Genomic DNA, 25,242 nt, shown 5'->3' on the forward strand with positions numbered 1-25,242 from the left:
GACCCTCGCAGCTGACCGGTACTAATAAGCCGACAACTTCACCACCTCATTCAATTATTGCTACGCGTCCACTGTGCGGTTCCCGAGAGACGAACGGGAACCCGTTTGACAACTCGACAACGTTACGGCGGTCATAGCGAAGGGGAAACGCCCGGTCCCATTCCGAACCCGGAAGCTAAGCCCTTCAGCGCCGATGGTACTGCACTCGCCAGGGTGTGGGAGAGTAGGACGCCGCCGGACATCATTCAGAAAGAGCCACCCCTACGGGGGTGGCTCTTTCTGTTTGTGCGCCCGAATGCATTCTCTGGCCTCGAGCTGGGCGTGGGGCGCGTGCCCTCGGAACGGCGAGGTCCGCCGCTGTTGCTGCGCGAGGATCGCGCCCACGCGCGGACACCGGGCCGCTGCGGGCTGACGGGCTTCGTCCAGGAGCGCCGGCTCACGGCTCGCTAACCTGGGGGAACCACGCCAATGCAGAGGAGACCCCGGTGGGCAAGGTGGTCATGTACGGCTCGGTGTCGGTGGACGGCTTCATCGCGGACGAGAACGACGATCCCGGTCCGCTGTTCGAGTGGTTGGTCAGCGGCGCTGTGCCGTTGGATGACGGCGGCGTGCTGAAGGTGTCGCAGGCGTCCTACGACCATGTCCGGCCCTACTGGGACCAGATCGGGGTGACGATCGCCGGCCGCTACGTGTTCGACCTGACGGACGGCTGGGACGGGACGCCTCCGAGCGGGATCGACCACGTGGTCGTCGTGACGCACCGGCCGCCGCCCGAGGGCTGGGACCCCGAGGCGCCGTTCCATTTCGTCGACGGCGTCGAGGCCGCCATGGCCACGGCGCAGGAGCTTGCCGGCGACCGCGTCGTCGAGGTCGCCGCCGGTGACGTCGGGGGCCAGATGCTGGCGGCCGGCCTGGTCGACGAGGTGCGGATGGACGTCGCACCTGTCGTGCTCGGGTCCGGCAAGCGCTACTTCGGGTCGCTCCACGCGCAGCACCTGCTGGAGGATCCCGACGTCGTGATCCAGGGCGACCGGGTGCTTCACCTGCGCTTCCGGGTGCGCCGGTGAGGGAGTTGCCTCAAGAGCGCCAAGGGCGCCCATCCGGTCGGATGGGCGCCCTTGGCGTTTCGCCGGGCGGTGTTCCGGTCAGCCGGCCTCGAAGACGACGACGCCCAGCGGGGGGACGCGGATCGAGGCGGAGTACGGCCGGCCGTAGTGCGGCTCGGGCAGGGCCTCGATCTCGCCGAGGTTCCCCACGCCGGACCCGCCGTAGGCCTCGGAGTCGGAGTTGAAGATCTCGCGCCAGCGGCCCCCGCGGGGGAGCGCCAGCCGGTAGCCCTCGTGCGGGACGCCGGCGAAGTTGATGACGACGGCGACGGGCGGGGAGTCGTAGCCCTTGCGCAGGTAGGCGAGGGTGTTGCGGAAGGCGTCGTCCGAGTCGATCCACTCGAAGCCGTCCGGCGTGTGGTCGAGCTGCCACAGGGACGGCGTCTCCTTGTAGACGCGGTTGAGGTCGGCGACGGAGCGCAGGACGCCCTGGTGGGCGGGGTCGTCGAGCGCGTGCCAGTCGAGGGAGCGGGCCTCGGTCCACTCGGTCTGCTGCGCGAACTCGCTGCCCATGAAGATCAGCTGCTTGCCGGGGTGCGTCCACTGGTACCCGAGCAGGAGGCGGACGCCGGCGAGCTTCTGCCAGTGGTCCCCGGGCATGCGCTCGTAGAGGGAGCCCTTGCCGTGCACGACCTCGTCGTGGCTGATGGGCAGCACGAACCGCTCGGAGTAGGCGTAGACCATCGAGAAGGTGATCTCGTTGTGGTGGTAGCGCCGGTGGATCGGCTCCTCGGCCATGTAGCGGAGGGTGTCGTTCATCCAGCCCATGTTCCATTTCAGGCCGAACCCGAGGCCGCTGCCGTCGGTGGGGGCGGTGACGCCCGGCCACGCCGTCGACTCCTCGGCGATCATCATGATGCCCGGCGTGCGGCGGTAGGCCGTGGCGTTGGCCTCCTGCAGGAACGAGATGGCGTCCAGGTTCTCGCGGCCGCCGTACTGGTTGGGCCGCCACTGGCCGGCCTTGCGGGAGTAGTCGAGGTAGAGCATCGAGGCGACGGCGTCGACCCGCAGGCCGTCGACGTGGAACTCCTCGAGCCAGTAGGTGGCGTTGGCGACGAGGAAGTTGCGGACCTCGGACCGGCCGAAGTTGAAGATGTAAGTGCCCCAGTCCGGGTGCTCGCCGAGCAGGGGGTCCGGGTGCTCATAGAGGGCGGTGCCGTCGAACTGCGCGAGCGACCACTCGTCCTTGGGGAAGTGGGCCGGCACCCAGTCAACGATGACGCCGATGCCCGCGCGGTGGAGGGTGTCGACGAGGTAGCGGAAGTCGTCGGGGTGGCCGAACCGGGAGGTCGGCGCGAAGTACGACGACACCTGGTAGCCCCACGAGCCGCCGAAGGGGTGCTCCGCCACGGGCATCATCTCGACGTGCGTGAAGCCGAGGTTGACGACGTGCTCGGTGAGCTGGTGCGCGAGGTCCTTGTAGGACAGGCCGACGCGCCAGGAGCCCAGGTGCACCTCGTAGACGCTCATCGGGGCGGTGTGGGGGTCGTGGGAGGCGCGGGCGGTCAGCCACTCGTCGTCGGTCCACTCGTACCGCGACTCGACCACGACGGAGGCGGTCGCGGGCGGGATCTCGGTGCCCTGGGCCAGCGGGTCCGCCTTCTGGCGCCACGACCCGTCGTTGCCGAGGATCTCGAACTTGTACCGGGCGCCCGCGCCGATCCCGGGGGCGAAGACCTCCCAGACCCCGCTGTCGCCCAGCGAGCGCATGGCGTGGGACGCGCCCTGCCAGTAGTTGAAGTCGCCGACGACGCGCACGGCGCGGGCGTTGGGGGCCCACACGGCGAACGACGTGCCGGACACCTCGCCCAGCTCGCCGGGGTAGGTGTGGACGTTGGCGCCGAGCACGGTCCAGAGCTGCTCGTGCCTGCCCTCCCGGACGAGGTGGCGGTCGAGCTCCTGGACGGTGGGCAGGAAGCGGTACGGGTCGTCGACCACCGTGGCGTGGCCCTCGTACGTGACCTCGATCCGGTAGTCCGGCACCTCGGTGCCGGGCAGGACGGCGACCCAGATGCCGTCCTGCTCGTGCCGCGCGGCGACGCGGGAGTCGGAGGTGATCACGACGACGGACTCGGCGAGCGGCCGCAGCGTGCGGACCGTGACCCCGCCGCCCCCGACGTGTGGACCGAGGACGTCGTGCGGCGCGTAGAACGCTCCGTGCGCGACGGTTCGCAGGGTGTCGACATCGACGGGGACCGGGGACGGTGCGGCCGGGCTCATGCCCCTACCCAACCACCAGCGCGGTTCCGGCGCAGGACTGTCGCCCGGGTGACCTGCGTCTCAGGCGTCGTCGGCGGGTGCCGTGGTCGTCGTGCCGCGCGCAACCAGGCGGGGCAGGGGGGCCGTGTAGGACCGGACCGTGCCCGAGGCGAGCAGGTTGAGCACGCAGTCGGCCACCTGGACGCCCATCGCGTGCACGTCGAGGCTCATCGCCGAGAGGGCCGGGTGCGACAGCCGGCACAGGGCGGAGTCGTCCCACGCGAGCAGCGAGAGGCGGTCCGGCACGACGATGCCCATCTCGTGCGCGACGCCGAGCCCGGCCACCGCCATGACGTCGTTGTCGTAGATGATCGCCGACGGCGGCGAGCCGCGGCCGAGCAGGGCGCGGGTGGCGCGGGTGCCGGACTCCTCGCCGTAGTCGCCCTCGACGACCGTGCCGTGCGCGCCGAGCCGGGCGCACTCGCCCATGAACGCCTCGGTGCGCGCCTGCGTGTGGGCGAGCCCGCGGGGACCGCTCACGCGGGCCAGCTGGCGGTGGCCGAGCGCCACGAGGTGTAGGACGGCGGTGCGCATCGCCTCGGCGTTGTCGATCCACACGTTGGCGAACGGCAGGTCGGGGCGCGGGCCGCCGACGACGACCGTGGGGATGCCGAGCTCCGCGAGCACGTCGAGCCGGGAGTCCTCGAGCGCCACGTTGACGACGACGACGGCGTCGACGAGCTTGCCCTCGCCCCAGCGGCGGTACGTGCGGATCTCCGCCTCGTGGTCGGGCACGACGTGCAGGAGCAGCGAGCGGTTCTCGCCGGCCAGCGACTCCTCGATCCCGCCGACGAGCTCCATGAAGAAGGGCTCGAAGCCCAGCATCCGGGCGGGCCGGGCGAGTACCAGGCCGACCGCGTCGAGACCTTGCGTCATGGTCGCGAGCGTACCTTCGGCGCGCGACGCATCGGGCCGACGACGGGGTGACGTCACGGCACCGACCGGGCCGCCGCGATCAGGCCGGCGACTGCGTGAGGTCGCGCGCCCGGGGCTGCGGCGCGCGGGCCACCCGGACGTCGTTGGCGGAGCGGAGCACGGGGGCGCGGGTGAGCTCGGCGGGGTCGAACGTGCCGCGCGTCCGCACGTGGAAGGACGCCGTGCTCCCGCCCGGGACGTCGACCAGGGCCGTGTCGACCAGGGCGTCCGGGTCGAGGCGGTCGACCAGCAGGGTCACGTCGCGGGCCAGCGACGACGCGGTGACGTCCACGCGGTAGCCGTCCTGCACCGGGGTGACCGAGGCGCGCAGAGGTGCGGGGTCGAGGTCGAGGTCGACGTCCTCCGCCCACGTGTGCACCGTGCGCAGGTCGCCCAGCCGGACGACGAGGACCTCGCGCGTCGGGTCGACGGGCGTCGCGACCGTCGTCGGCAGCGTGAACTGGCCGACCGACCAGGCGCCGACGGCGAGCGCGAGGTCCTCCTCCGCCAGGACCGTGCCGTCGAGCAGCTGGCGCGACAGGCGGACGATTCCCTGCCAGATGGCGGGCGTCTCGTTGACGACGGCCAGCACCTCGCGTCCCTGGCGCGGCTGCACCGTCAGGAGTCGGGGGGCGTAGGCGGTCCTGAGTGCGTACCAGAGGGGCTTCGGGCGCTCGTCCCCGTCGATCGCGGCCCACGACGTCACCGGCCAGCAGTCGTTGAGCTGCCAGACGATCGCGCCGGCCGTGCGGGGCCACCACGAGCGGTAGTGCTCGACGGCGAAGCGGACGGCCCGGGCCTGGTTGAGCTGGGCGGCCCAGTGCCAGTCCGCGAAGTCGTCCGGTACCCCGAGGTGCGGCTGCATGCCGCGGTCGAGCTTGCCGTTGCCGTCGTCCGCCTTCTGGTGGAGCAGGAACGCCGGGTCGTCCTTCGTGAGCGGGCCGCCGTCGACGGCGTGCACCGCGCGGGTGAGCGTCGCCCACGTCGGCGGGCCCTGGAAGCCGAACTCCGAGCAGAAGCGCGGGACCTCGTCGCCGTAGACCGTGTAGTCGACGCGGTTCCAGACCTCCCACTGGTGGTGGGTGCCGTGGTCCGGGTCGTTCGGGTGGACCTCGTCGAGAGCGAAGCCCGGGGAGTAGGGGCTGCCGTCGGAGTACGGGCGGGTGGGGTCCAGCTCGGCGACCACCCCCGCCAGCAGCTCCGTGGCGTAGCGGTAGCCCCAGGTCCGGCCCTCGAGCTCCTCCGGCCAGCCCCAGTCCATGAAGCCCCAGAGGTTCTCGTTGCCGCCGTTCCACAGCACGAGCGACGGGTGCGGGGTCAGGCGCGCGACGTGCTCGCGGGCCTCGGCCTCGAGCTCGTCCCAGAGCGGCTGCTCCTCGGGGTAGGCGGCGCAGGCGAGCAGGAAGTCCTGCCAGACCAGCAGGCCGCGCTCGTCGCAGAGCTCGTAGAAGTCCTCGGACTCGTAGATGCCGCCGCCCCAGACCCGGACCAGGTTCAGGTGGGCGTCGACGGCCTGGTCCAGCCGGTGCGCCAGGCGCTCGCGGGTGATCCGGGTCAGCAGGTGGTCGTCGGGGATCCAGTTGGCGCCCTTGACGAAGATCGGGCGGCCGTTGATCCGGAACGTGAACGCGGTGCCGTCGTCGTCGGTGCTGGTGTCCAGCTCGACGGTGCGGAAGCCGATGCGGCGGGACCAGGTGTCGAGCGACTCCGGCGCGTCCGGGGCGGCGAGCGTGACTCCGAGCTCGGCGAGCGGCTGCGTGCCGTGCCCGACGGGCCACCACAGGGGTGCGTGCGGGACCTCGAGGTCGACCGTGGCGGTCGACGACCCGCCCGGGACCTCCACCGACACGTCCGCGCCGGCGACGTGGGCGCGGACGACCAGCGCGGCGTCCCCGCCCGGCAGCCCGGACCGCTCGACCTCGACGTGCACGGCGACGTGGCCGGTGCCGGCGGCGTCGACGGTGACCAGCGGGCGCACCGCGGCGAGACGCGCGACGGACCAGCGCTCGACGCGCACCGGCCGCCACAGGCCGGCCGTCTGCAGGTCCGGCCCCCAGTCCCAGCCGAACGAGCAGGCCATCTTGCGGACCATGTTGAACGGCTGGTCGTAGGCGAGCGGTCGGGGACCGAGGCGCGTCGCCTCGGTCTCGGCGTGGGCCAGCGCCGAGGTCAGCAGGACCCGCAGGCGCTGCGTGGTGGGCTGCACGAGGTCGCGGACGTCGAACCGGTATGAGCGGTGCTGGTTGGCGGTGCGGCCGATCTCGTGCTCGCCGAACGTGAGCGTGGCGACGGTGTCGATGCCGTCGAAGACCAGGTCGACGCGCTCGTCGTCGGCGGCCGGGTCGAGGTCGAGGTCGCGCTCGAACACCCAGTCCGTGCGACGCATCCAGGCGAGGTCCTCCTCGTGGCGGTCGAGGTACGGGTCCGGGATCAGGCCCGCGTCCAGCAGTGCCGTGTGGCTGGTGCCGGGCACGCGGGCGCGGACGCGGCGACCGACGAGGTCGGCCGGGACGGGGCCGGCGACGGCGGTCAGCGACCAGCCGTCGTACAGGTCCTGGGTGTTCATCGTCGAGCTCCTGGGTCCGGGGGTCCGGCGTGTGCCCGCCGCATCCTTGTGGCGGGCATCGTCGGCACCTCGGGGAGGGGCCGAACTTGTGGCAGGTACCCTGCGATCATTGTTAGACAACTGAATAAAGTAAGTCAATGGCACGCGGACCATGCCACTGGCCGTAGCGTGCACACGACGCCAGCACCCGATCAGGAGACACCCGACGTGACCCACGACGCCAGCCCCGACACTCTCGTCCACCTCCGCGCGGCGGGGGTGAGCGTCGTCGTCGATCTCACCGGGGGGACCCTGCCCCGGGTGCTGCACTGGGGGCGCGACGTCGGCGACCTCGACGCGGTTGCGCTCAGCGCGGCGCGGCGCGGCTGGCAGCCCGCCGCCCACGGCTACCCGGTCGACGGGCAGGTCGAGACCGCCGTGCTGCCGCAGGAGTCCGCCGGCTACCTGGGCACGCCGGGCCTCGTCGGCAGCCGGGCGGGCCAGGACTTCTCGACGCTCTTCCTCGTGAGCGCGCACGACGTCGCGACGACGCCCGACGGGACGCAGCGGCTGACGGTCGAGGCGCGCGACGCCGCCGCACGGCTGGGGCTGACGCTCGTGCTCGAGCTGACGGCGCAGGGGCTGGTGCGGCAGCGCGCGGTCCTGACCAACGAGGACGACGACATCTACGGGCTGGAGGGGCTGCTGCTCACCCTGCCGGTCCCGGCGGTCGCCACCGAGCTGCTCGACTTCACCGGGCGCTGGGCTCGCGAGCGCAGCCCGCAACGCACGGCGTTCACGCACGGCACGCGGCTGCGCGAGAACCGGCGCGGCCGGACGGGCTACGACAGCGCGTTCGTGCTGGTGGCGGGCACGGCCGGGTTCGCCAACCGCACCGGCGAGGTCTGGGGGCTGCACACGGCCTGGTCCGGCAACCACCGGGCGCTGGCCGAGCGCAGCCACTACCAGCCCGGGGTGCTGGGCGGCGGGGAGCTGCTCGGCTCCGGCGAGGTGCGGCTGGCCCGCGGGGAGTCGTACGCGAGCCCGTGGGTCTACGGGTCCTGGGGCGTCGGGCTGGACGCGCTCGCGGGCCGGTTCCACGCCTGGATGCGCGCGCGCCCGCAGCACCCGCGCTCGCCCCGGCCGGTCACCCTCAACACCTGGGAGGCCGTGTACTTCCAGCACGACCTCGGGCGGCTGACCGCGCTCGCCGACGCCGCCGCGGCCGTGGGCGCCGAGCGGTTCGTGCTCGACGACGGCTGGTTCGGGGACCGGCGCGACGACACCCGGGCGCTGGGGGACTGGACCGTGTCCGCCGACGTGTGGCCCGACGGGCTGCACCCGCTGGTCGAGCACGTCACCGGGCTCGGGCTGGAGTTCGGGCTCTGGGTGGAGCCGGAGATGGTCAACGCCGACTCCGACCTGGCCCGCGCGCACCCCGAGTGGATGCTGCGGGTGCCCTCCCGGCTGCCCCGCGAGGCCCGCCACCAGCAGGTGCTCGACCTCGCCGTGCCCGAGGCCTACGCGTACATCCTCGAGCGGCTGGACGCGCTGCTCACCGAGTACGCGATCGGGTACCTCAAGTGGGACCACAACCGGGACCTCGTCGATGCCGGGCACGGGGGAGCGCCCGGGGTGCACGGGCAGACGCTCGCGGTGTACCGGCTGCTCGACGAGCTGCGGGCGCTGCACCCCGGGGTCGAGATCGAGTCGTGCTCGTCGGGCGGCGCGCGCGTGGACCTGGAGATCCTGCAGCGGACCGACCGGGTGTGGGCCAGCGACTGCATCGACGCCCTCGAGCGTCAGCAGATCCAGCGCTGGACCAACCTGCTGATCCCGCTCGAGCTCATCGGGGCGCACATCGGCTCCGGCACCGCGCACAGCACGGGTCGTCGGCACGCGCTGTCTTTCCGCGCCGCGACCGCGCTGTTCGGGCACCTCGGGATCGAGTGGGACCTCCAGGAGGCCGACGAGGCGCAGCGGGCCGAGCTCGCCGCCTGGATCGCGCTCTACAAGGACGTGCGCCCGCTGCTGCACACCGGGACCGCCGTGCACGCAGACGTCCCCGACCCGGTGGTCGCGGTGCACGGGGTGGTCGCGCAGGACCGTGGGGACGCGCTGTACGCGGTCGCGCTCACCGGCCGGTCGGCGAGCACCGCGCTGCCGCGCGTCACGCTGCCCGGGCTCGACCCCGACGCGCTCTACGACGTGCGGCCGCAGGCGCCGGGCGACGGCGTCGACCACGCGCCGGGCTGGTGGACCCCCGCGGGCGTGCGGCTGCCCGGCCGGCTGCTGTCCGGCGTGGGCCTCGAGGCCCCCCTGCAGCTGCCCGAGCGCATCGCGCTCGTGCGGGCGACGCGGGTGTGACCCGACGACGAGGGCGGCCGCGCGGGCCGCCCTCGTCGGTGCGGGCTACTTCGTCGCGCCTGAGGTGAAGCCGTTGTAGATGTACCGCTGCAGGAACAGGAACAGCACCAGGATCGGGATGATCGTGATGACCACGCACGCGCAGATGGCTTCCCACTGCGAGCCGTAAGGCCCCTTGAACGCGAAGAGCGCCGTGGAGATCGGGAGCTTGTCGGGGTCGTTCAGGTAGAGGTAGGGCAGGTAGAACTCGTTGTAGATGCCGATGCCCTTGATGATGACGACGGTCGCGATCGCCGGCTTGAGGTTGGGCAGGATGATCTGGAAGAAGATCCGCAGGTGCCCAGCGCCCTCGATCATGGCGGCCTCGTCCAGCGAGCGCGGGATGCTCCGCATGAACTGCACGAAGATGTAGATCGAGACGATGTCCGTGCCCATGAACAGCAGGATCAGCGCCCAGCGTGAGCCGTAGAGGCCCAGACCGTTGATGATCTGGAAGGTCGCGACCTGCGTGGTGACACCGGGCACGAGCGTCGCCAGCAGGAACATGAGGAGCACCAGGCTGCGGCCGCGGAACCGGAAGCGATCCAGGGCGTATGCGGTCCCGGCGCCGATGAGGATGGTGCCCGCGATGGCGGCGCCGAAGATGAGCGCGGTGTTGAAGAACGCCAGCGCCATGCCGCCCTTGGTGAACGCGAGCACGTAGTTGTCGAAGTTGAACCAGCTGTCGGGCGGCTGGAACGGGTTCGTCGACAGGAACTCCTGGTTGGTCTTGAAGGACCCGAACAGGATGAGCCCCAACGGCAGCAGCGTGACGATCGAGGCGACGACGAGAGAGACGTACTTGGCGGTGCTGGTGGCTGCGACCTTCACGTGAGGTCCACCTCCTCCTCCGGGACGAGCCGGCGCTGGAGCCAGGTGACCAGCAGGACGAACACCAGCAGCACGACGGCCATCGAGGAGGCGAGCCCGACCATGTTCCGCTGGAAGGCCATCCAGAGGGTCCGGAGGACGAACGTCTCCGTGCCGTTGGCGCCATTGGTCATGACGAACGGGATCTCGAAGACGGACAGCGAGCCGGAGATGCCGAGGATGAAGGCCAGGCCCACGATGGGTCGGATCGACGGCAGGATGATCGACCAGAACTCGTGCCAGCGGTTGGCGCCGTCGAGCGCGGCCGCCTCGTAGATCTCCGAGTTGATGGACTGGATCGCGCCCAGGAACATCACGAAGGTCAGGCCGGTGTACCGCCAGACGGAGACGGCCGCGAGCGAGAAGTTGGCGATGTCCGGGTCGCCGGTCCACTGATGGATGAGGCTCTCGAGCCCGGTCTTCATGAGAACCGTGTCGAGGCCGCCGCCCGGCTTGAGGAAGTTGAGGAAGATCAGCCCGATCGCGACGCCGTTGATGAGGTACGGGAAGAACAGGATGCCCTTCCACATGTTCTTGAAGCGCACCTTGAACGACAGGATCGTCGCGAAATAGAGCGCGAGCGCCATCTGCACGAGCGAGCCCACGATGTAGAACAGCGAGACGTAGAAGACCCGCAGGTTGTCGGGGTCCGTGAATACGTCGATGTAGTTGTCGAGCCCGATGAAGTTCTTGGTCTTGTCCAGGCCGTCCCAGTCGGTGACCGAGTACCAGAACATGTTGACGACGGGCGTGTACGTCAGGAGCAGCAGCAGCCCGACGGGGACGAGCAGGAACAGGTAGGGCGTGAGGCGGCGGTACCACGCGGAGCGGCGGCCCGCCCCACCCGGAACCTTCCGGGTGGGGCGGGCCAGCTCGGGCTCCGTCGCTACGGCCGTGGCCCGGCTGGCGTAGCTGGAGGATGAGGTCGTCATGGTGCGGTGAACTCAGGCGCCGGCGTCGGCGCGTCCCTTGGCCCACTTGGAGTTCAGGTCGTCGAAGATCTGCTCCTTGGTGCGGTCACCGGAGCGAGCGTCGTCGATGATCTGGAGGCGGTACTTCGGGTCCGTGGTGACGATGCCCGACGCGGTGTCGATGTCCGCGAACAGCGACTCCTTGCCCTCGGGAGCCGGGTTCATGGTGATGAGCTCGACACTGTCCATGAAGCTCTTGAGGGCATCGGGGACCGGGCCGTCGGCGAGGGGTGAGAGGCCGACCTGCGACTCCGAGTAGCCCGAGTCGTGGTTGAACCAGTCGATCCACGCGCGCGCGGTCGCCTTGTTCTTCGAGTGCACGTTGATGCCGAGGTTGTAGTCACCGCCGGCCACCGTGTGGAACTTGCCGTCGACCTGCACCGGGGTGGGCATGTACGCGATGTCGGTGGGGTCGGCGCCCGCGGCCTCGGCGGCGGCCGCCATCTGCGGGATCGCCCACGAGCCGAGGACCATCGTGGCGATGTCGCCGACGCCGATCTGGCGCTTGGAGCCCTCCCAGTCCGTGGTGGTCGGGTCGGCCTCGGTGAGGCCCTCGGCGACGGCGTCGAAGATGGTGCCGTCGATGACTCCGTAGTCGGAGTCGTCGGTCCACGGGGTGTCCGTCTGCGCCATCTTGTTGAGGGCGTCCGGGTCCGCGGTCACCGCCCCGCGCCAGCCGTCCCACTGCGAGAGCGTCCAGCCGTCCTTGTAGTTGGTGTAGAGCGGGGCGACCTTGGCGACGCCCTTGTCCTTGATGGCCTGCAGGTCGTCGAGGAACTCCTGCGGGGTGGTCGGGAACTCGGTGACGCCGGCCTCGTCCCACACGCGCTTGTTGTAGAGGATCCCCTGGACGTTGCCGACGACGGGGATGCCGTACGACTTGCCCTCGAAGGACTTGTCGTTGAGCCAGTTGTACTCCTTCTGCATCTCGGCCAGGTCGCCGAGCGGCTCGAAGAAGTCGCCGAACTGGTCGGGGGTGACCGAGCCCGGGATGGCGAGGACGTCGCCGTAGTCGTCGGTGTTCATCCGGGTCTTGACGGTGCCCTCGTAGTCCTTGACGCCCTCGACCTTGACGTCGGTGACCTCGGGGTACTTCTTCTTGAACTCCTCGACGTACGTGTCGAACGTGCCGTCCTCGACCAGGTCGGTGCGCCAGGTCAGGACGTTGAGCGTGCCCGAGGGGGTGCCGTCGTCGTTGGCGTTGCCGCCGCTCCCGCCGCCCGAGCAGGCGGCCGTGAGGGCGAGCAGCGAGCTCGCGGCCGCGACCGCCACGAGACGGGTCCGTCGCTTCTGAGGGAACATCGTTGATCCTCTCGTCGTGCCGGCACCTCCGCGTGCCGACCAGGGTCTGATGAGGCAGGGCCACCCGGGGGTGGGAAGCCGTGCTCCCGTGTGGCATTCTTAGGCAAGTGAACAAAGTAAGTCAACGGGCGTGTCTCGGGAGTCTGTTGCCGTTCCCGGATCGTTATGGTGTGCGACGAGGGGGACACCCCACGGAGGAGGACGTGTGAGCGGCTCGCAGCCTGGTCTCGGCGCCGCGCACGCGAGCAGCCGGTCCGCGATCCTCGACCTCATCCGGGCCGCGGGCACGATCAGCCGCGTCGAGCTCACGCGGGCGACCGGGCTGACCGGCGCCACCATCTCCACGGTCGTGCGCCGGCTCATCGACGACGGCCTCGTGGTCGAGGTCGGGCGCGCAGAGTCGACCGGCGGCAAGCCCCGGATGCTCCTGCAGCTGGACCCGTCCGCGCGCTACGCCATCGGCGTGCACCTCGACCACGCCGGGATCACGTACGTCATCGCCAACCTGGGCGGCGCGATCGTCGCCCGGTGGCGCCGGCCCGGTGCCGGGTCCGACGACCCGCGCGAGGTGGTCGCCCGCATCGCCGCGGAGATCCGCACCACCATCACGCGCGTCGGCGTCGACGCCACCCGGATCCTGGGCCTCGGCGTGGTCTCGCCCGGGCCGATCTCCTCGTCGACCGGCATGACCTTGACGCCGCCCGTGATGGAGGCGTGGGCCGAGTTCCCGCTCGCCGAGGCCCTCGAGGGCGCCATCGGGTTGCCCGTCCTGCTGGACAACGACGCGACCGCCGCGGCCATCGGGGAGTACTGGTCCGGCGGGATCGCGACCGGCTCCGCATTCGCCGCGCTCTACATGGGCACCGGCATCGGCGCCGGGATCATCGTCGACGGCACGGTCTACCGCGGCTCCAGCTCCAACGCCGGCGAGGTCGGCCACATCTGCGTGGACCTCGACGGGCCGGCGTGCTGGTGCGGCAGCGTCGGGTGCGTCGAGGCGCTGGCCGGCCCCGCCGCGGTCGTCGCCGCCGCGCGCGACGCCGGGCTCGAGCTGGCGGGCCGCAACGTCGCCGAGAACTTCGGGTCGCTGGCCCGCTCCGCCAGCCGGGGCGAGGCGCTGCCCATGGAGCTGCTGCAGCGGTCGGCGCGGTACCTCGGGGTCGCCGCGCAGACGCTCGCCAACGTGCTCGACCTCGAGCTGGTGATCCTCACTGGACCCGCGTTCGCACTCGCGGGCTCGCTGTACCTGCCGGAGATCGAGCGCCGCCTGGGGCAGTCGTTCTTCGCGCGCGGCAGCCACGCCGTGCGGGTCACCATCTCGTCCAACGCCCCCGAGGCCGCCGCCGTCGGCGCCGCGGCCCTCGTGCTGCAGAGCGAGCTCGCGCCCCGGCAGGCGGGCGTGCGGATGCCGCTGGAGCTGCCGCTCGAGGTGACCGCCGGGGCCTGATCAGCCCGCCAGGCGCTCCAGCCCGGCGATCGGGATGGGCAGCCACGACGGTCGGTTCCGCGACTCGTAGACGGCCTCGTACAGGGTCTTGTCCAGCTCGAGCGCCCGCAGCAGGGTGGCCGCGCCGGGGTCGGCCGTCGTGCCGTACCCCGCGAGCAGCCCGGCGCGCGCGGCACCCGTCCACGCGTCGGCGTCGGCCCCCGACAGTCCTCCGACGGCCGCGGCGTAGTCGATCGACCGCAGCAGGCCGGCGACGTCGCGCAGCGCCAGGTCGGGCCGGGTGCGCTGGGCGAGGGGAGCGAGGGGCTCGCCCTCGAAGTCCATGATGAACCAGGTGTCGTGCGAGCGGAGCACCTGACCGAGGTGCAGGTCGCCGTGCACGCGCTGGCGCGGCGGGGCCGACGACAGGCTGCGCACCTCGGCGACGACGGCCGCGACCCCGTCGGCGAAGCGCACCAGGGCCGGGACCGCCGACAGCGCCCACGAGAACCGCGCGGCGACGGCGCGCGCGACCTCCTCGGGCCCCTCGCCGGCGGGGTCGACGCCGTACGCCTGCACGAGGGCGTCGTGCATCGTCGCGGTGATCGAGCCCAGCGTCTCGGCGAGCGGCGCGAACGGCTCGCCGCGCCCCGCGTACGCGCACGCCAGCTCGAAGCCGTCCTCGGCGGCGTCCACGAACGCGCTGAGCACGCCGAGGTAGCCGGTGACCGGCTCGCCGTCGTGCCCGGGCCACTCCGCCTGCAGCCAGGCCAGCGGCGCGGGCACGTGCTGCCAGCCCACGTCGACCAGGTGACGTGGGACGTCGACGTCGGGGTTCTCGCCAGGGGCGACGGCACGCAGCACCTTGAGGATGCCCGGTCGGGCGCCCGGCAGGATCACGGAGGTGTTGGACTGCTCACCGGAGACCACGCGGGCGGCGGACAGGTCGACGTCCGCGCCCGGGCCGTCGGCGGCGGCGAGCCACGCGCGCAGGAAGGCCGGGTGGTCGGCTCCGTCGACGACGCCGCGACCGTCGAGGACACCGATCGCCCCCTCGACGTCACCGTCCACGAGCACCAGCGGCACCTGCAGCACGGCGTCGATCGAGCCGGCCCGCGCCCGCACCAGCAGCACGACGACCTCGGGCGCGATGTCCACGGAGGCGACGGCCGACAGGACGGTCGACTGTCCCTTGGCCGGGAACCAGCGCCGGGTCGGCAGCCACTCGCGCACCACGTCGAGCAGGCGCGCGTCGTCGGGTGACGTGCGGGCGGTCAGGCTCACGGCGCAGTCAGCTCCAGCCAGTAGAAGTCGCGCGACCCGAGGGTGAACGACGCGGAGCCGTCGGCGCGGACGGGCGGGAAGTCCGACCCGCCGAACACGTCGTGCGCGCCCCAGCCTGCGCGGTCGGACAGCGTGATCGTGGCGGCGCGGGCGGTCGAGGCCATGTTCGCCACCACCAGGATCGTCTCGTCCGCGGTGTGCCGGCAGAACGCGAGCACCGAGTCGTTGTCGGACGGCAGGACCTCGAAGCCGCCCGCACCCAGGGCCGGGTGCTGTCGGCGGACTGCGAGCATGCCGTGCACCCAGTGCAGCAGCGACGTGGGCTGTGCCAGCTGCGCCTCGACGTTGGTGTGGCTGTAGTGGTGCACCAGCGACTGGACCAGCGGGAGGTAGAGCTTGCCGGGGTCGGCGGTGGAGAACCCGGCGTTGCGGTCCGGGGTCCACTGCATCGGCGTGCGCACCGCGTCGCGGTCGGGCAGCCAGATGTTGTCGCCCATGCCGATCTCGTCGCCGTAGTACAGGCAGGGGCTGCCGGGCAGGCTCAGCAGGAGCGCGTGCGCGAGCTCGATCTCCTTGCGCGAGTTGTCCAGCAGCGGGGCCAGCCGGCGTCGGATCCCGACGTTGGCGCGCATGCGCGAGTCGGGCGCGTACCAGCCGTACATCGACGCGCGCTCCTCGGTGGAGACCATCTCGAGCGTGAGCTCGTCGTGGTTGCGCAGGAACGTGCTCCACTGGGCGCCGTTGTTCGGGATCGGCGGCGTGTCCGCCAGGATGTCGACGATCTGCGTGGCCCGCTGGTCGCGGATCGAGTAGTAGATGCGCGGCATCACCGGGAAGTGGAAGCACATGTGGCACTCCGGCTCCTCCTCGGTGCCGAAGTAGTGCACGACGTCCTCGGGCCACTGGTTGGCCTCCGCCAGCATGATCCGGCCGGGGAACTCGTCGTCGATCATCTTGCGGACCTTGCGCAGGAACGCGTGCGTCTCCGGCAGGTTCTCGCAGTTGGTGCCCTCGGCCTCGAACAGGTACGGCACGGCGTCGAGGCGGAAGCCGTCCACGCCGATGCCCAGCCAGAACCGGCCCACGTCGAGCATCGCCTCGACCACGCGCGGGTTGTCGAAGTTGAGGTCCGGCTGGTGGCCGAAGAACCGGTGCCAGAAGAACTGCCGCCGGACGGGGTCGAAGGTCCAGTTGGACGTCTCGGTGTCGACGAAGATGATGCGCGCGTCCTGGTACTTCGTGTTGTCGTCGCTCCACACGTAGAAGTCCCCGTAGGGGCCCTCCGGGTCCGAGCGTGACGCCTGGAACCACGGGTGCTGGTCGCTGGTGTGGTTCATCACCAGGTCGACGACGATCCGCATGCCGCGCGCGTGCACCTGCTCGATCAGCTCGGTGAAGTCGGCCATGGTGCCGTACTGGCCGGCGATCGCGGTGTAGTCGGCGACGTCGTACCCGCCGTCGCGCAGGGGGCTCGGGTAGAACGGCGGCAGCCACAGACAATCGATGCCGAGCCACTGCAGGTAGTCGAGCCGGTCGATGAGGCCGCGCAGGTCACCGCTGCCCTGGCCCGAGGAGTCGGAGAACGTGCGGAGCATGACCTCGTAGAACACCGCGGTCCGGTACCACTCGGGATCCTCCACCAGGCCGCCGGCCTCCGGCGCCGGGTGGGGCAGGGCCGGGTGCCGACGGGCCGGCAGCACGATCTGCGCCGTGGTCGGCGCCGGCTCGCGGGCGTGCCGGCCCATGGGGGTGTCCGGCGTGGTCACGGCGCGACCAGGTGCACCACGTGCGCGGCGCGGATCATCGGGTCGAGGCGGACGTAGACCGACGGCCCCCACTCGTACGTCTCCTCCGACAGGACGTCGTGCGCGACCACCGGCCGGCCCGGGTCGAGGCCCAACGCGTGCAGGTCCAGCTGGACCGAGCCCTCGCGGGTGTTCCACGGGTCGAGGTTGACGATGACGACGATGGTGTCGGTGCGTCCCGTGGGGGAGTGCTCGGCGTCGAGGTGCTTCGAGAACGCGACCAGGGCGTCGTCCGACGTCGGCAGGACCCGCAGGTTGCGCAGCTGCTGCAGGGCCGGGTGCGCGTGGCGCAGCTCGTTCAGCCGCCCCAGCAGCAGGTTGATGCCGATGGCGTCGGCCTTGGACCAGTCGCGCGGCTTGAACTCGTACTTCTCGTTGTCGATCTGCTCGTCGACGCCCGGGCGGGGCACGTCCTCGACCAGCTCGTAGCCCGAGTAGATGCCCCACGTGGGAGCGCCGAGCGCGGCGAGCACGGCCCGGACCGCGAAGCCCCGCACGCCCGTGGCCTGCAGGTACGGGGGCAGGATGTCGTGCGTCGTCGGCCAGAAGGCGGGCCGCATCCACGCGCCCTGATCACCCGAGACCTCGGCCAGGTACTCGGTGATCTCGTCCTTCGTGTTGCGCCAGGTGAAGTACGTGTACGACTGGTGGAACCCGATCTTGGCCAGGGTCTGCATCATCGCCGGCCGCGTGAACGCCTCGGACAAGAAGATGACGTCGGGGTGGTCGGCCCGCACGGACTCGAGGATCCGCGCCCAGAAGTCGAGCGGCTTGGTGTGCGGGTTGTCGACGCGGAACAGCGTCACGCCGTGGTCGATCCACACCTGCAGGACCCGTCGGATCTCGGTGTAGATGCCCTCGGGGTCGTTGTCGAAGTTCAGGGGGTAGATGTCCTGGTACTTCTTCGGCGGGTTCTCCGCGTACGCGATGGTGCCGTCCGCGCGCGTGGTGAACCACTCCGGGTGCGCCGTGACCCAGGGGTGGTCGGGCGAGCACTGCAGCGCGATGTCGATCGCGACCTCCATGCCGAGCGCGCGGGACGCGGCGACGAAGCGGTCGAAGTCGTCGAACGTGCCCAGCGTGGGCTCGATCGCGTCGTGGCCGCCCGCGGGCGAGCCGATCGCGTATGGCGAGCCCGGATCTCCCTGGTCGGAGTAGAGCGAGTTGTTGCGGCCCTTGCGGTGCGTGGCGCCGATCGGGTGCACCGGGGTCAGGTAGACGACGTCGAAGCCCATCCCCGCGATCCGCGGGAGGTCGAGCGCCGCGGTCCGCAGCGTCCCCGACACCCAGGCCCCGACCTCCGGGTCGTACCGCGCCCCCTGCGAGCGGGGGAAGATCTCGTACCAGGCGCCGGCGAGGGCGAGCGGTCGGTCCACGGTCAGCGGGTACTGCGCGGAGCGGGTCACCGCGTCGCGCAGCGGCGTCTCCGCCAGCGCCGAGTGGACGGCGGCCGACAGCCCGGCCCCGAGCCGCTCGTGCGGGCTGCGGTGCACGTCGCGCAGCGCCGCGGCGGCGTCGAGCAGCACCTGGGCCCCGGTGCTGTGCATCGCCTTCTTGCCCGTGCGGCCCGCGGCCCGCTCCAGCAGCAGCGCGCCCTCGGTGAGCATGAGCTCGACGTCCACGCCGGCCTCGACCTTGATCTCGGCGTCGTGCGCCCACGTGCCGTACGGGTCCGACCAGCCCTCGACGCGGAACGTCCAGTCCCCGACGCTCGTCGGCACCAGGCGCGCCTCGAAGCGGTCCAGACCGGGGGCGATGTCCACCATCCGGGCGCTCGCGCGGTCCACGCCGGACGGGTCTGTGAGGACGGCGGTGGCCGCCACGGCGTCGTGCCCCTCGCGGAAGACCGTCGCCCGCACGGGTACCGCTTCGCCCACCACGGCCTTGGCCGGGAACCGCCCGGCTTCGGCGACGGGGGAGACGTCCACGATCGGGATGCGCCCGACGGAGGTGCCGAGCGGCACGGAGGGAGGTGTCACGTCCCGAACCTATCCGTAGGTCCAGGTGGGAGGCATCCGGAGCGCGCCGTTCGGACGTGGTCGGTGCGGCCACGTCCGTGCCGGTCTACGCCCCCAGCGCCCGGCCCACCGTCCGGCCCGTGAACAGGCAGCCGCCGAGGAACGTCCCCTCCAGCGCGCGGTGACCGTGCACCCCGCCGCCGCCGAACCCGGAGGCCTCGCCGACCGCCCACAGGCCCGGCAGCACCTGGCCGTCGGGACGCAGCACGCGGCCCTCGAGGTCGGTGTGCAGGCCACCGAGGGTCTTGCGCGTGAGGACCGAGAGCCGGACCGCGAGCAGGGGCCCGTGCTCCGGGTCGAGCAGGCGGTGCGGCTTGGCCACCCGGATCAGCTTGTCGACGATGTAGCGCCGGGCCATCGCGGTGGCCACCACCTGCAGGTCCTTGCCCAGGCCGGTCTCCACCTGCCGGTCCCGGGCGACGATCGTGCGCTCCAGCGCGTCCGCGTCGATGCGGTCGGTGCCGGACAGCGCGTTCATCTTGGCGGCCAGCTCGGCCGGGGTGTCGGCCCAGAGGAACTCGTCGGACTTCTCCGCGAACGCCTCGACCGGTCCGACCGCGCCGGGCTTGACCCGCTCCAGCAGCAGCTTCATGTCCTTGCCGGTCAGGTCCGGGTTCTGCTCCGAGCCGGACAGCGCGAACTCGGAGCCGAGGATCGTCTTGTCGAGCACGAACCACGAGTGGTCGTCGCCCCGCGCGGTGATGTGCTGGAGCGCGCCGAGGGAGTCGAAGCCGGGGAACAGGGGGACGGGCAGCCGGTGGCCGTCGGCGTCGAGCCACAGGCTGCTGGGCCCGGGCAGGATCCGGATGCCGTGCTGAGACCAGACCGGCGAGTGGTTGGTGATGCCCTCGGGGTAGTGCCACATGCGGTCCTCGTGGACGACCGCGGCGCCGGCCGTCTTCGCGGCGGCGATGCCCGAGCCGTCGACGTGGTCCGGGACGCCGGAGAGCATGCGCTGGGGCAGGCGGCCGGCGGACGCGGGCCACGTGGCGCGCACGAGGTCGTGGTTGGCGCCGATGCCGCCGGTGGCGACGACGACGGCCCTCGCGGTGAGCTCGAACGGCGCGACGACCTCGCGCGAGCTCGGCACGGCCCGCTCGGCCGTGTCGGGGGCCAGCACGTCGCCGCGCACGCCGGTGACCCGGCCGTCGGTGGTCACCAGCTCGGTCACCCGGTGCCGGAAGCGGACGTCGACCAGCCCGTCGCGGCGCGCGTCGAGCAGCGTGCGGACGAACGGCTCGAGGATGCCCGGACCGGTGCCCCACGTGACGTGGAACCGCGGGACCGAGTTGCCGTGCCCGTCGGCGAGGTAGCCGCCGCGCTCGGGCCACTGCACCAGCGGGAACCAGCGCACGCCCTTCGCGTGCAGCCACGACCGCATGTCCCCGGCGGCGAAGTCGACGAAGCCCTCGGCCCACGCGCGGCCCCAGCGGTCGGACCCGTCGTCGGCGAAGTCGGCGGAACCCAGCCAGTCGGCGAGCGCGAGCTCCGCGGAGTCCTTGACGCCGAGGCGGCGCTGCTCAGGGGTGTCGACGAGGAAGAGGCCGCCGAACGACCAGAACGCCTGGCCGCCCAGGCTCGCGGCGGGCTCGGCGTCGAGCAGCGTGACCCGGCGCCCGGAGGCGACCAGCTCGGCGGTGGCGACCAGGCCGGCCAGGCCTGCGCCGACGACCACGACATCGGAGTGCGTCATGGCCCGTACGGTACGCGTTTGGACGCGTGTCCAGAACTCTACGATCCGTGTCGTGACCTACGAGCTGAGCGACTCCCGGGACCGGCTGGACCGCGACGCGGTCTGGCGGCTGCTGTCCACCGACGCGTACTGGGGCCGGTGGCGCAGCCGGGACGACCTCGAGCGGCAGCTCGACAGCGCCTGGCGCGTGGTCGGCGTCTACGTCGAGGCCACGGGCCGGCAGGTCGGGTTCGCGCGGGCGGTGTCCGACGGCGTCGACTTCGCGTACCTGGCCGACGTGATTATCGACGCCGGCCACCGCGGGGACGGCCTGGGCCGACGGCTGCTGACCGCGATGATCGACGACGGCCCGGGCGCGTCGTTCCGCTGGACCCTGTTCACGCGCGATGCCCACGGCCTGTACCGCGACTACGGCTTCGACGAGCCGGGTCCGACCGCGATGGTGCGACCCAGCCGCAACGGGGCTCAGGCCAGCACGGCTCAGGCCAGTACGTAGACCCGCATGCTCAGCGCCTCGACGACCGTCGCCTCGCCCGGCTCGGCGTGCAGGCCGCCCTCGATCGCCGCGGCGCGCTCCTCGGCCGGGTTCTCCCAGACGGAGTCCCACGCCAGGCGCCACCGGCCGCCGTGGTCGTCGGCCAGGATGAGGTGGACGGCGTCGAGCGAGCCGTTGATGACCAGCAGCACGGTGTCGCGCTCCGGCGGTGGGGCGGTCCGGACCATCTGCAGCGTCCGGATCGACGGGTCGTGCCACCGGTCGTGGTCGAACGCCATGCCCAGCGCGTCGAACCAGGCGAGGTCCGGGCGCTTGCCCGGCACGTACGGCCGCCCCGAGTAGAACCGTTCGGTGCGCAGGGCGGGGTGCTCGCGACGCAGCAGGAGCAGCCACCGGGCCGTGGCCAGCAGGTCCTTGCGCCACGGCGACAGGTCCCAGCGCACCCACGACGTCTCGTCGTCCTGGCAGTACGCGTTGTTGTTGCCGCGCTGCGTGCGGCCCATCTCGTCGCCGGCGGTGATCATCGGCGTGCCGGCGGCGAGCACCAGCGTCGCGAGCAGGTTACGGATCGACCGGCGCCGCAGCGGCACGAGGTCGACGGCCGGGGAGTGCGGCTCGACCGGCCCCTCGACGCCGTGGTTCCAGGACCGGTTGTCGTCGCTGCCGTCCCGGTTCTGCTCGCCGTTGGCCGCGTTGTGCTTGTGCTCGTACGCGACCAGGTCCGCGAGCGTGAAGCCGTCGTGCGCGGTGACGTAGTTGACGGACGTGCCGGGCCCGCGGACCAGCGGCGGGTCGCTGTGCCCGAACAGGTCGACGGACCCCGCCAACCGCGTGGCCAGGTCGCGCACGCGGTGGCCGGGCAGGCCGTGCGCCGCGCGTCCGGGGTCGCCCAGCCAGAACGAGCGGGAGGCGTTGCGGAACCGGTCGTTCCACTCGGCGAACGGGATCGGGAACTGCCCGGTGCGCCAGCCGCCGGGGCCGACGTCCCAGGGCTCCGCGATGAGCTTGAGCCCGTGCAGCGCGGGCTCGACGGCCATCGCCACGAGCGCGGGGTGGTCCGGGGAGAAGCCGCCGGCGTCGCGCCCGAGCGTCACCGCCAGGTCGAACCGGAAGCCGTCGACGCCCACGACGTCCGCCCAGTACCGCAGCGAGTCGAGCGTCATGCGGACCACCTCGGCCCGGCGGAAGTCGAGGGTGTTCCCCGTGCCCGTGACGTCGGCCAGCGCGGCCGGCGCACCCCCGTCGTGCGCGTAGTACGTCGCGCTGTCGAGCCCGCGCCAGGAGATGTGCTGGCCCGGCAGGCCGCCCTCGCACGTGTGGTTGTAGACCACGTCCAGCAGGACCTCGAGCCCGGCCTCGTGCAGCGCGTGCACCGCGCCCCGCAGCTCGGCGAGCACCGCGTCGGGGCCCTGGGCCTGCGCGGCCTTCGTCGCGAACCGCGCGTGCGGGGCGAAGAAGCCGAGGGTGCTGTAGCCCCAGTAGTTGGTCAGCCCCTTCTCCACCAGATGGGGCTCGTCGGCGAACGCGTGCACGGGGAGCAGCTCGACAGCCGTGACGCCCAGCGCCAGCAGGTGGTCGATCACCGCCGGGTGCGCGAGGCCGGCGTAGGTGCCGCGCAGGTCCTCGGGCAGCCGGTCGGCCAGCCTGGTCAGGCCCCGGACGTGCGCCTCGTAGACCACGGTCTGGCTCCACGGGGTCCACGGACGGTTGGCGGTGGGGTCGGGGCCGGGCAGGTCGCGGGTGTCGACGACGACCGAGTAGGGGACGTGCCCGGCCGAGTCGCGCGGGTCCGCGGGCCCGTAGGGGTCGCCGACGAGGTCGGCGCCGACGACGTGGCCGTACGTCTGGGGCGTGTGCGCGACCTCGCCGTCCAGGCCCCGGGCGTACGGGTCGACCAGCAGCTTGGCCGGGTTGTAGCGGTGACCCGCCGCCGGCTCCCACGGGCCGTGCGCCCGGAACCCGTACCGCTGGCCGGCGCGCACGCCGGGGACGGACGCGCTGAACACCCCGTGCACCGGGCCGTCGAGGCGGATCCGGCGCTCGTGCTCGTGGTCCGGGCCGTCGAACAGGCACAGGTCGACGCCGGTCGCGTGCGCGGCGAGGACGGCGACGTCGACGCCCTCGTCGGTGACGTGCACACCGAGGCGCGGCGCGCGGCGGCGGGGGGAAGGCTGGGTCACCCCGACATTGTGGGGGACGCAAGCCCACACGTGTCGGGTGGCAGCGCCCCGTGGACGCGTGCTCGCCGCGTCCGGGCCGGGCGGTAACGTTCCGCGGGTGAGGATCGTCGTCTGCGTGAAGCATGTCCCTGACATCCAGTCCGAGCGGGCCCTGGGCCCCGACGGTCGCGTGGTCCGCGACGGCGGGGACGGCACCATCAACGAGCTGGACGAGAACGCGCTCGAGGCCGCGCTCGCCCTCGTCGAGGCGCACGAGGGGTCCGTGGTGGCCCTGACCGTGGGTCCCGACGACGCCGCGGACGCCGTCCGGCGTGGCCTGCAGCTGGGCGCCGAGGAGGCCGTGCACGTCGTCGACGACGCCGTCGCCGGCTCGGACGTCGTCGGCACCGCGCGGGTGCTCGCCGCGGCCGTCCGATACCTCGACGCGCAGGAGCACGTCGACCTGGTCATCACCGGCATGGCGGGCCTGGACGGGCTCACCTCGCTCCTGCCGACGGCGCTCGCGGAGCTGCTCGACCTCCCGGCGCTGCCGCTGGCCGCCGAGCTGACCGTCGAGGACGGGACCGTCCGGGTACGCCGCAACCTCGACCACGCCGCCGAGGTGCTCGAGGCCGCGCTGCCGGCTCTGGTGTCGGTCACGGACCAGGCGAACGAGCCCCGCTACCCCAACTTCAAGGGCATCATGGCCGCCCGCAAGAAGCCGATCACCACCCTGACGCTGGCCGACCTCGACGTCGACGCAGCCCGGGTCGGTGCCGCGGGCGCCCGCACCGAGGTGCTCGAGGCCGCCGCCCGCCCGCCCCGCGACAACCGCGTGCTGGTGCAGGACACGGGGGACGCCGGCCTCCGGCTCGCCGCGTACCTCGTCGACAACCAGCTCGTCTGACCCCCCAACGAAGGATCGCCGCCGTGACCGCTCCCGTGCTCGTGCTCGTCGACCACACCGAGGCCGGAGCCGTCCGCGCCCCCGTGCGCGAGCTCCTCACGCTCGCCCGCGGGCTGGCCGGTGACGCCGGCGTGCACGCCGCGTGGGCCGTGGACGGCGTCGAGCCGTCGGCCGACGTCGTCGCCGAGCTGGCCGCCCTGGGGGCCACGCACGTCCACCGGATCGTCGCCGACGCGGACCTGCACCTGTCCGCCGTGCTGGCGGAGGCGCTCGCGTCGGTGCTGGACGCCACGGGCGCCGACCTGCTGGTGGCCGTCTCGTCGTTCGAGAACAAGGAGGCCGCCGCGCGCCTCGCGGTGAGCACCGGCGCCGGGGTGGTCACCGACGCCGACGGGCTCGCGCTCGTCGACGGCCGGTACGTCGCCTCCAAGACGGTGTTCGCCGGGACGTGGACGACGGCCTGCGCGGTCACCGCGCCGATCGCGATCGTCACCGTCAAGCCCAACTCCGTGCAGGCCTCGACCGTGGGGGGCGTCGCACCTCAGATCGTCGAGCACGTCGTCACGGCGAGCGCCAAGGCCCGGCGCGTCACGCTGGTCGAGCGCACCGAGCGGCCCGCCAGCGGCCGACCGGACCTGGGCAGCGCGAGCGTCGTCGTCGCCGGCGGCCGCGGCACCGAGGGGGACTTCTCGGTGGTCGAGGAGCTCGCGGACGTGCTCGGTGGCGCGGTCGGCGCCACGCGCGTGGCCACCGACGAGGGCTGGATCGGGCACGACGCCCAGATCGGCCAGACCGGCGTCACCATCGCTCCGCGGCTCTACGTCGGCGTCGGCGTCTCGGGCGCGGTCCACCACCGCGGCGGGATGCAGGCGTCGGGCACCATCGTCGCGATCAACTCCGACCCCGACGCGCCGATCTTCGAGATCGCCGACTTCGGCGTGGTGGGTGACCTGTTCACGGTGGTGCCGCAGGCCGCCGCGGAGATCCGACGACTGAAGGGCTGACGGCGACCGTCCGAGCGCGCTCCGGCTCGGCCGACCGAGGGGAGCTCGGGCCGATCGGCGGCCGGCGCGGATAGTC

The 25,242-nt window shown here is 72.3% G+C and carries 17 protein-coding genes and 1 rRNA gene; 7 read left to right on the forward strand and 11 right to left on the reverse strand.

The window, feature by feature from the left end; translation table 11 throughout:
- The first annotated feature begins 123 nt into the window (after window positions 1-123).
- Both rrf and AC1DWH_RS14685 read left to right on the forward strand, forming a co-directional pair.
- A 5S ribosomal RNA gene (rrf, locus tag AC1DWH_RS14680) occupies window positions 124-240 on the forward strand.
- Between the two features lie 245 nt (window positions 241-485).
- Entirely contained in the window at window positions 486-1,067 is a 582-nt protein-coding gene (locus AC1DWH_RS14685) for a dihydrofolate reductase family protein (protein ID WP_477094294.1), read from the forward strand.
- Window positions 1,068-1,145: 78 nt separating this feature from the next.
- Here AC1DWH_RS14685 and glgB read toward each other — a convergent pair whose 3' ends face one another.
- From glgB to AC1DWH_RS14700, 3 genes are all read right to left on the reverse strand, one after another.
- Entirely contained in the window at window positions 1,146-3,326 is a 2,181-nt protein-coding gene (gene glgB / locus AC1DWH_RS14690) for a 1,4-alpha-glucan branching protein GlgB (protein ID WP_456845959.1), read from the reverse strand.
- A gap of 60 nt (window positions 3,327-3,386) precedes the next feature.
- Window positions 3,387-4,241: a LacI family DNA-binding transcriptional regulator gene (locus tag AC1DWH_RS14695; protein WP_477094295.1), complete on the reverse strand. Its 855-nt coding sequence runs from the start codon at window positions 4,239-4,241 to the stop codon at window positions 3,387-3,389.
- Between the two features lie 79 nt (window positions 4,242-4,320).
- Window positions 4,321-6,846, reverse strand: a complete 2,526-nt coding sequence (locus AC1DWH_RS14700) for a glycoside hydrolase family 2 protein (RefSeq protein WP_477094296.1) — start codon at window positions 6,844-6,846, stop codon at window positions 4,321-4,323.
- A gap of 207 nt (window positions 6,847-7,053) precedes the next feature.
- Here AC1DWH_RS14700 and AC1DWH_RS14705 point away from each other — a divergent pair, with 207 nt between their 5' ends.
- Window positions 7,054-9,192 carry an alpha-galactosidase gene (locus AC1DWH_RS14705; protein WP_477094297.1) on the forward strand — a complete coding sequence of 713 codons (2,139 nt, stop codon included), beginning with the start codon at window positions 7,054-7,056 and terminating at the stop codon, window positions 9,190-9,192.
- 45 nt (window positions 9,193-9,237) lie between these two features.
- Here AC1DWH_RS14705 and AC1DWH_RS14710 read toward each other — a convergent pair whose 3' ends face one another.
- Genes AC1DWH_RS14710 through AC1DWH_RS14720 form a run of 3 tightly spaced genes read right to left on the reverse strand, consistent with a single transcriptional unit; the run spans window position 9,238 to window position 12,374 of the window.
- Window positions 9,238-10,062 carry a carbohydrate ABC transporter permease gene (locus AC1DWH_RS14710; protein ID WP_456823913.1) on the reverse strand — a complete coding sequence of 275 codons (825 nt, stop codon included), beginning with the start codon at window positions 10,060-10,062 and terminating at the stop codon, window positions 9,238-9,240.
- Window positions 10,059-11,033 (reverse strand): carbohydrate ABC transporter permease, encoded by a 975-nt coding sequence (locus tag AC1DWH_RS14715; protein WP_477094298.1) that lies wholly within the window; start codon window positions 11,031-11,033, stop codon window positions 10,059-10,061. The genes AC1DWH_RS14710 and AC1DWH_RS14715 overlap by 4 nt, the downstream gene beginning before the upstream one ends.
- 12 nt (window positions 11,034-11,045) lie before the next feature.
- Window positions 11,046-12,374 carry an ABC transporter substrate-binding protein gene (locus AC1DWH_RS14720; protein ID WP_477094299.1) on the reverse strand — a complete coding sequence of 443 codons (1,329 nt, stop codon included), beginning with the start codon at window positions 12,372-12,374 and terminating at the stop codon, window positions 11,046-11,048.
- Between the two features lie 205 nt (window positions 12,375-12,579).
- Between AC1DWH_RS14720 and AC1DWH_RS14725 the strand changes: the two genes are divergently transcribed.
- A complete protein-coding gene (locus tag AC1DWH_RS14725; protein ID WP_477094300.1) occupies window positions 12,580-13,821 on the forward strand; it encodes an ROK family transcriptional regulator in 1,242 nt (413 codons plus the stop codon).
- On the opposite strand, the gene AC1DWH_RS14730 is transcribed toward AC1DWH_RS14725, so the two are convergent.
- The 4 genes from AC1DWH_RS14730 to AC1DWH_RS14745 form a co-directional block, all read right to left on the reverse strand.
- A complete protein-coding gene (locus AC1DWH_RS14730) occupies window positions 13,822-15,084 on the reverse strand; it encodes a maltokinase N-terminal cap-like domain-containing protein (RefSeq protein WP_477094301.1) in 1,263 nt (420 codons plus the stop codon).
- Window positions 15,081-16,829 carry a maltose alpha-D-glucosyltransferase gene (gene treS / locus AC1DWH_RS14735; protein ID WP_477094437.1) on the reverse strand — a complete coding sequence of 583 codons (1,749 nt, stop codon included), beginning with the start codon at window positions 16,827-16,829 and terminating at the stop codon, window positions 15,081-15,083. The genes AC1DWH_RS14730 and treS overlap by 4 nt, the downstream gene beginning before the upstream one ends.
- A gap of 17 nt (window positions 16,830-16,846) precedes the next feature.
- Window positions 16,847-18,868 (reverse strand): alpha-1,4-glucan--maltose-1-phosphate maltosyltransferase, encoded by a 2,022-nt coding sequence (locus AC1DWH_RS14740; RefSeq protein WP_477094302.1) that lies wholly within the window; start codon window positions 18,866-18,868, stop codon window positions 16,847-16,849.
- An 85-nt stretch (window positions 18,869-18,953) separates the two neighbouring features.
- Entirely contained in the window at window positions 18,954-20,600 is a 1,647-nt protein-coding gene (locus AC1DWH_RS14745) for an FAD-binding dehydrogenase (RefSeq protein ID WP_477094303.1), read from the reverse strand.
- Between the two features lie 52 nt (window positions 20,601-20,652).
- Here AC1DWH_RS14745 and AC1DWH_RS14750 point away from each other — a divergent pair, with 52 nt between their 5' ends.
- Entirely contained in the window at window positions 20,653-21,096 is a 444-nt protein-coding gene (locus AC1DWH_RS14750; protein WP_477094304.1) for a GNAT family N-acetyltransferase, read from the forward strand.
- Here AC1DWH_RS14750 and glgX read toward each other — a convergent pair.
- Window positions 21,081-23,276, reverse strand: coding sequence for a glycogen debranching protein GlgX (glgX, locus tag AC1DWH_RS14755; RefSeq protein WP_477094305.1), 2,196 nt, complete (start codon window positions 23,274-23,276; stop codon window positions 21,081-21,083). The genes AC1DWH_RS14750 and glgX overlap by 16 nt on opposite strands.
- 97 nt (window positions 23,277-23,373) lie before the next feature.
- On the opposite strand from glgX, the gene AC1DWH_RS14760 reads away from it, so the two are divergent.
- Window positions 23,374-24,162: an electron transfer flavoprotein subunit beta/FixA family protein gene (locus AC1DWH_RS14760; protein WP_477094306.1), complete on the forward strand. Its 789-nt coding sequence runs from the start codon at window positions 23,374-23,376 to the stop codon at window positions 24,160-24,162.
- A 23-nt stretch (window positions 24,163-24,185) separates the two neighbouring features.
- The gene (locus AC1DWH_RS14765; RefSeq protein WP_477094307.1) at window positions 24,186-25,166 is read left to right on the forward strand and encodes an electron transfer flavoprotein subunit alpha/FixB family protein; all 981 of its coding nucleotides are present in this window, start codon (window positions 24,186-24,188) and stop codon (window positions 25,164-25,166) included.
- Window positions 25,167-25,242 lie beyond the last annotated feature (76 nt).

The sequence above is a fragment of the Cellulomonas sp. P2_F12 genome, assembly GCF_056403775.1.

Bases quoted from the DNA above. Each gene is read 5' to 3' on its own strand.
- glgB (WP_456845959.1), bottom strand. From the start codon at position 3,326: ATGAGCCCGGCCGCACCGTCCCCGGTCCCCGTCGATGTCGACACCCTG.
- AC1DWH_RS14715 (WP_477094298.1), bottom strand. From the start codon at position 11,033: ATGACGACCTCATCCTCCAGCTACGCCAGCCGGGCCACGGCCGTAGCG.
- AC1DWH_RS14745 (WP_477094303.1), bottom strand. From the start codon at position 20,600: ATGACGCACTCCGATGTCGTGGTCGTCGGCGCAGGCCTGGCCGGCCTG.
- AC1DWH_RS14700 (WP_477094296.1), bottom strand. From the start codon at position 6,846: ATGAACACCCAGGACCTGTACGACGGCTGGTCGCTGACCGCCGTCGCC.
- treS (WP_477094437.1), bottom strand. From the start codon at position 16,829: ATGGGCCGGCACGCCCGCGAGCCGGCGCCGACCACGGCGCAGATCGTG.
- AC1DWH_RS14720 (WP_477094299.1), bottom strand. From the start codon at position 12,374: ATGTTCCCTCAGAAGCGACGGACCCGTCTCGTGGCGGTCGCGGCCGCG.
- AC1DWH_RS14695 (WP_477094295.1), bottom strand. From the start codon at position 4,241: ATGACGCAAGGTCTCGACGCGGTCGGCCTGGTACTCGCCCGGCCCGCC.